We start from the raw sequence: 6,772 nt of genomic DNA, 5'->3' as shown, positions 1-6,772 counted from the left end.
CACGATTACTACTGCGTCTCTAACTGGGAGCCGTTGGTTAAGACTGATATCGAGCGACAATGCCGGGTATCAGCCAAGCGTAAGCGTTAACGGTTATCGACCAAAAGTTACACCGTGGACTTATACCAAGACAGAATTACTTATAGGTAGGTTTGTCTAGGTTTTTAGAAGCGGTGAGTAATTTGCATCCACCCACTAGACAAAAAGGGGTTGTAATCTGCTATGATAGTCAAGCACCGCCTTGGAGAGGTGGCTGAGTGGTCGAAAGCGGCAGATTGCTAATCTGTTGAAGTGTTTAGGCGCTTCCGAGGGTTCGAATCCCTCCCTCTCCGTTAAATCGATTAAATCGATTCTTTATGCCTGAGAGTGCCATTGGCTAGCATGAACGTTTGACCAATGACCAATGACTAAAGCAAGGCTTTGAGTAATGCCTGAAGCTTGAGTTGGATTTCTGCCAGTTCTTTGTCGGGGTCAGAACCCGCCACAATTCCTGCCCCGGCGTAGAGTCTAGCGCGGTAGGTGTTGTCATGATTTAGAGAAGACGGGTTGCTGTCGATTAATGCTGAACGAATACCGACAATGAACTCACAATTGCCTTGATAGTCGATCCAACCTAACGGGGCTGCATAGAGGGAACGGTCAAAGGTTTCGTAGCGGCGGATCTGTTCTTGAGCAATCTGGGTAGGAACACCGGCTACAGCAGGGGTAGGATGAAGCTGGGCAACAATGTCTAGGGGATGGACATTGGTAAACAGTTGTGTTTGGATTGGTGTCCACAGATGCTGGATATTAGAGAGTTTAAGCAGTTGGGGCGCAGGTAAGTATTGGGGGATGAGTCCCAACTCAGATAAGCGTTGAGTGATAAAATCTAGGACAAATTGGTGTTCACGCTGCTCTTTTTCAGAACCAAGCAAGCGATCGCCAAACTCAGCATCTTCACTGGCTGTCCTTCCACGCGGCGCTGATCCAGCTAAGGCATCCGTTACCAACAGATGGTCACGAATACTAATTAACCGTTCAGGACTCGCACCGAGAAAGTTCTGTCCTTTACCATTGCTGGCACAAAAGATATAGCAATCTGGATGGCGTTGGCGCAGATTATCTAGGGAGTGGACGAGGTTAAAGGGCTGGTGGGAAAAAATATCAACGGCATTAGCCAGAACAATTTTACTAAATTCATTGGCATCGATAAAATTTAAGGCGGCGACCACGGCTGACTTAAAGGCTTCAGTATTTATGGATTTGGGCGGGATAAATGGAGAACAATTAATCCGAGTCAGCGAACTGGGTTTATGCTCTGAAAATTTAATTTCAGCAATTTGATTATATAGGTCTTGCAAGAGTCGTTTAATGTTGACGTGAGGATCAACTTGAACATTCGCCACTACTGTACCGCTATTCCCCCGAAACGCCACTTGCCAACGAGGAAGAAAAATAGTAGCGGCTCGAAATGGGGACGGTTGATTTAAAGCAAAAAATGTAAAAAAGCAAAAAAAGTGCGGTCCTGAAAAAGAGATAGTTTGATTTTGTTGAAGCCAAATCCAAGTGTCTTTTAGATAATTATGAATGACAGACTTAGCGTGTTGGAATCGATTGATTCCTTCAAGTTCAGCATAGATAGTCGCATCAATCGCCAGAATCGCTTCATTTTCCTTTCTTTTTTCTAAGTAAAACTGGAATGACTGAGTTCCACCAAGAATCTGGAGTACCGCCAGTGGATCAACCCTGGGAATTTGCACAGAAATACTGGCAATTTGAGTGCAGCCTTTCTCAAGAGATGCCTGCTGACAAGCGACAAGGAACTGGTATAGCTCCTTGTGGTCTGGCAAGCGATCCGTATGAGATGATAAATACGCCATGTACAAGAGGATTGCAGATTTTCGGTGATCCAGGCAAGACAGTTTCCCCAGATGTCGGCTACACGACTCAACGTCTGCCTTTCTATCTACCATTGCATATTTTGCCCAGTCAGCCATAAGGGAGTTAATCCAGTTGACTGAATCCCCCGCCTTATGGGTAAAGTGTTACCTGTTGCCTCAGCCCGGAAAAAGTGGAATGAAATTGCCTGATGGTCCAACGTTGCCGTTTTTTGTGCAAACGCTGCAACTCATCGCTGATCCGCTTAAATTTCTCGACCTCTGTACGCAGCGTTACGGAGATGCCTTTACCCTCCGCTTACTAGGTCGGAACTCCCCACCTGTGGTCTTTTTCAGCCACCCCCAGGCAATTCAATCCATATTTACCACGTCCTCTGACCAATTTGAGTTGGGTAAAGTCACCGATGTCTTCCGCCCCCTGACGGGTTCTACCTCCCTGATTATGTTAGATGGACAGCAACACCAGGTCATGCGGGGGTTGTTGATGCCGCCTCTGCATGGGAAGCAGTTGCCCACCTACAGTCGGCTTATACGTGATATTACAACCGATGCGATCGCGGATTGGCAGCCCGGATCATCCCTTCCCATTCGTGACTACATGTCTGACATTTCCCTCCAGGTGATCTTACGGGTGGTGTTTGGTCTTAATGTAGGCGATCGCTATGACAGGCTTAAACAACTTATTGAACCATTCTTGAACAATATCACCTCCCCCCTGAACTCAATTCATTTTTTCTGGACACCATTGCAGCAAGATTTGGGTGGGTGGAGTCCCTGGGGCAAGTTTGTCAGGCAACGGCAGCAAATTGATGATTTAATTTATGAACAGATTGCCCACCGTCGCACTGAACCGGAGGGAGATGATATCCTCTCTCTGCTCATGTCTGCCCGTGATCAAATGGGTCAATCGCTGACTGATGTCCAGTTACGTGATCAGTTAATCACCTTGTTACTCCTGGGTCATGAAACTACCGCGTCTGCTTTGGCGTGGGCGTTTTACTGGCTACATCGTCAGCCGTTATGCTTAGAGAAATTAACACAAGAGTTAGACAGCTTGGGTGAGAATCCAGACCCTGACGCGATCGCACAACTCCCTTATCTTACGGCTGTCTGTAAAGAAGCGCTACGAGTGTACCCGATTGCCTTAATTGCTCAACCGCGTCAGGTGAAAGCATCGGTGCAGATCCAAGGTGGCATTGTCCCTATTTGAAATGAAGCTGGTTCTGGCAACGGTTCTATCCCGCTATCAGTTGGCGATTGACCCCAACACGTCTGTACAACCGTGGCGACGAGGGATTACCATTGTTCCCTCTAAGGCTTGTCCCATGGTAGTGAAGACCCAGCGTCACGTTCACTCAGCTAGAGAAAAAGTAATCAGTTATTAGTAATCCGTTGTAAAATAGAGTACCTTTTTGATCTGATTGCTCGACCCAAAACGGGAAACAAGAATGGATCAGCGCTAGTCTACTGGATGTCTAACTTGCTCTCATGACCACAAAGTTCATTGCTCAGTCCCCAAATAAGTTATGGTTAGCGGCGCTTAAACCACCGATGTATAGTGTGGCTATCATTCCCATTTGGATTGGTACGGCTGTAGCCTACGGGGAAACGCTAAATATGCATTGGGGAATCTTTAGCACATTTTTACTGTCCGCTATTTTAATTATTGCTTGGCTTAACCTTAGTAATGATGTCTTTGATTCAGAAACAGGAATTGATCACAACAAACATCATTCATTAGTAAATTTAACCGGAAACAAATCTCTAATTTTTTGGTTGAGTAATCTATTTTTAGCCGCAGGTATCCTAGGAATCATCGCGATCGCGTGGTGGCAACGGGATTGGACGGTGATTGGCATTGTCTTGCTTTGCTGCGCTTTAGGGTATAGTTACCAAGGTCCTCCCTTTCGCCTGGGTTATCAAGGGTTAGGTGAGGTTATTTGCTTTTTTACCTTCGGTCCGATGGCGGTGGCGGCGGCTTACTACTCCCAAGCCCAATCCTTCTCGTCAATGGGGTTAGCAGCTTCAATCATTATTGGGATTAGTACCTCAATTATTTTATTTTGCTCCCATTTCCACCAAGTCGAAGATGATATAGCCGCCGGAAAGCGATCGCCGATTGTGCGCTTGGGAACTCAAGGTGGTGCTAAACTACTCCATTGGTTGAGTGGTAGCCTTTTTGCCCTGACGGGTTTGTTGATCGCATTGGGGATGTTTCCGGTTTGGACAGGATTAATTGTTCTGAGTTTACCCTTTGCCCTTGAGTTAGTGCAGCATGTTGGCTGCTATCATGATCAACCCCAAAAAGTCAGCAATTGTAAATTTATCGCCGTTAAGCTGCATTTTTGGAGTGGATTATTCTTGGGGTTGGGCTTTGTTGTCCCCAATCTTTGGTATTGATGCTCCCCCTTACCTTATACCAAGTTGCGTTCAAAGATAGCAGATAGGGTGAGGGGGAGATAGGGTGAGGGGGAGATAGGGTGAAAAAGAAAGTTCTACATTAGACTGCAACTTGGTATTACGCTGAAAGCAGAGGAAGTCGGCGAATAATTTTGCTTCATTCAATTGATCTGTTTCTCAATGATCCACTCGGATCGGACAGGAGTACCTTAAAATAAGGTATAAAAAATTAAATCAAACTATTTAAAGGTTTGGCTCAATCTCCAGCGTTGAAGCTAGGAGATTTTTTTTTACATTTATTTACAAAGTTGCCGAGTATTGATTTCCATCTCCTGAACGATAGGGAGGTGAGTCAGTGTTAATCCCTTGGAGAGAGGTAAGTCTAAGTTCCATAAGTCTACAATCTAGTTAGTCGTCCATGATTCACTCACCTGATTATGCTGAAGCGCTCTAAGCTGAGTGAAGTTCATGCACCAGTATTAGGGTTGGTTAATACTCAGGAAAGAATCTCGCATAGATGCTGACTGTGAGTGTAAGATTGTCAGGCGGCTGAGGTTCATCCCCTTTAATAGAATCCCAACCTAAATAAAAATAAGGAGAACTATTGAGGTTGAAGTCAATGAGTTTCAGCCAATTTCATTCGTCCTTATTTCTAAACTCATCATTAATAAAGGATTCAATTATGCAACTTATGGATATGTCAAAGCCCCACAAAAGTACTTCAACAAACAGAGAAGCTTGGTGGCAAACTCCTGTACTCAATCGTCGGGCATGGACGTGGGAAGATGCTCGTAATGTAACCCACCAAGGCGAATGGTGGCAGAATGCGGTTATTTATCAGATTTCCCCCCAGAGTTTTAAAGACAGTGACGGCAATGGTGTCGGTGACTTGAATGGCATTATTGAACAACTCGATTACATTACCTCTCTCGGTGTCGATGCCATCTGGCTATGTCCGATTTATGAATCCCCAATGGAGGATTTTGGCTATGACATTACTGATATGCGGGATATCGACCCAATCTTTGGCTCTCTAGAGGATTTTAAACGATTGCTGGCAGTGGCTCACTCCATGGGATTGAAAGTGCTGCTAGATCAGGTTTGGAGTCATACCTCGGAAAAACATCCCTGGTTTCTCGAAAGTCGGCAAAATCGGGATAATTCTAAAGCAGACTGGTATATTTGGGCAGATCCTAAGCCTGATGGTTCGCCCCCCAACAACTGGTTATCCGCATTTATGGGTCACAGTGCTTGGCAATGGGGACCTGAACGCAAACAATTTTATATGTATAATTTCTTAGAAAGCCAACCTGACCTGAACTGGCACAATCCAGAAGTAGTTGACGCGATTTTGGTACGGGCAAAATTCTGGTTGGATTTAGGAATTGATGGGTTCCGCATCGATGCGCCTAACTTTTTCATGCACGACGCCCAATTGCGAGATAACCCCGTTCGCCCGGAAGATGCGTCTTTACCTGATGGCGTCGCCCCCGATAATCCTGTGGTTCGGCAACTATTTAAGTACAACTTCTGTCGTCCGGAAACCTTAGACGCCCTCAAACCTATCCGGGATCTCATGGATCAGTATCCGGGTACAGTTGCCTTAGGCGAAGTAACTTTCTGTGAAGATTCGATTGCTCTTGCCAGTGAGTTTGTAGAAGGTGATGAGCGGTTACACATGGCATATCATAGTGGGCTTCTCATCGATGAACCCATCAGCGCCAAACTAATGCAACGGATGATGGAAAAAGTGCTAAGTAACTTTACCCAAGGTGGTGATTGTTGGATTGTCGGCAATCATGACTATGGTCGTCTGCGATCGCGCTGGACTGGAAAGGATGCTCAGGGAAATCCTTATCCAGAAGAATTTTATCATCTAATCGCCGCACTGCTGCTCTCTTTACCGGGTGCAATCTGTCTCTACCAGGGTGATGAACTGGGGTTAACTGAGGCAAGAATCCCCGAAGATATTCCGGTAGACCACATTAAAGATCCCTTTGGTCAAGCCCTTTACCCGGCAATTAAAGGACGAGACGGTTCCCGCACCCCGATACCCTGGCAAGCGGATGCCCCCCATGCTGGATTTACCACAGCGGAAAAACCCTGGCTACCTGTTCCTGAGGGTCATTATCAACGGGCAGTGAATCTGCAAAACAGAGATCCGAATTCACTCCTAAATACCTGGCGTCGTTTACTTCACTGGCGCAAAAAACAACCAGCCTTAGAAGCAGGCAACTTGGAAATTCTGGAGACAGAGGAACCGATTTTTGCCTTTATCCGGGACTATGCCGAACAGCGAATCCTGTGTATTTTTAATTTGAGTAACGAATCTGCCCGCTATGACTTGTCGGGATATCCGGGATGTAAGGAAACCGAAGGATTAGGCTTTATCACCCATCGCCAAGGTGATACGCTGGAAATTCCTGGCTATAGTGTCTTCTTTTGTAATATGCCCCCAACCTGTGATTATCAACTGAAGTCGAATTGAACCTGTA

The 6,772-nt window shown here is 45.8% G+C and carries 3 protein-coding genes, 1 tRNA gene and 1 pseudogene; 4 read left to right on the top strand and 1 reads right to left on the bottom strand.

The features are described 5' to 3' along the window. Positions 1-243: 243 nt before the first annotated feature. Positions 244-332: transfer RNA gene (locus tag RH949_RS25435), tRNA-Ser, on the top strand. 75 nt (positions 333-407) lie between these two features. On the opposite strand, the gene RH949_RS25430 is transcribed toward RH949_RS25435, so the two are convergent. Then, positions 408-1,859, bottom strand: a complete 1,452-nt coding sequence (locus RH949_RS25430; protein ID WP_446357057.1) for an isochorismate synthase — start codon at positions 1,857-1,859, stop codon at positions 408-410. Between the two features lie 196 nt (positions 1,860-2,055). Here RH949_RS25430 and RH949_RS25425 point away from each other — a divergent pair. The 3 genes and pseudogenes from RH949_RS25425 (at position 2,056) to RH949_RS25415 (ending at position 6,765) form a co-directional block, all read left to right on the top strand. Next, a pseudogene (locus tag RH949_RS25425) lies at positions 2,056-3,262 on the top strand (cytochrome P450). A gap of 103 nt (positions 3,263-3,365) precedes the next feature. Continuing rightward, entirely contained in the window at positions 3,366-4,277 is a 912-nt protein-coding gene (menA, locus tag RH949_RS25420) for a 2-carboxy-1,4-naphthoquinone phytyltransferase (RefSeq protein WP_006098029.1), read from the top strand. 691 nt (positions 4,278-4,968) lie between these two features. Continuing rightward, the gene (locus tag RH949_RS25415) at positions 4,969-6,765 is read left to right on the top strand and encodes an alpha-glucosidase family protein (RefSeq protein ID WP_446357055.1); all 1,797 of its coding nucleotides are present in this window, start codon (positions 4,969-4,971) and stop codon (positions 6,763-6,765) included. Positions 6,766-6,772 lie beyond the last annotated feature (7 nt).

Source organism: Coleofasciculus sp. A1-SPW-01 (assembly GCF_040217205.1).
Lineage (GTDB): Bacteria > Cyanobacteriota > Cyanobacteriia > Cyanobacteriales > Coleofasciculaceae > Coleofasciculus > Coleofasciculus chthonoplastes_A.
The sequence above is the reverse complement of the archived record's forward strand: the minus strand, read 5'-3'. Positions and strand labels throughout refer to the sequence as shown.

Coding starts and splice junctions, on each gene's coding strand:
- RH949_RS25430 (WP_446357057.1), bottom strand. CDS start 1,859: ATGGCGTATTTATCATCTCATACGGATCGCTTGCCAGACCACAAGGAG.
- menA (WP_006098029.1), top strand. CDS start 3,366: ATGACCACAAAGTTCATTGCTCAGTCCCCAAATAAGTTATGGTTAGCG.
- RH949_RS25415 (WP_446357055.1), top strand. CDS start 4,969: ATGGATATGTCAAAGCCCCACAAAAGTACTTCAACAAACAGAGAAGCT.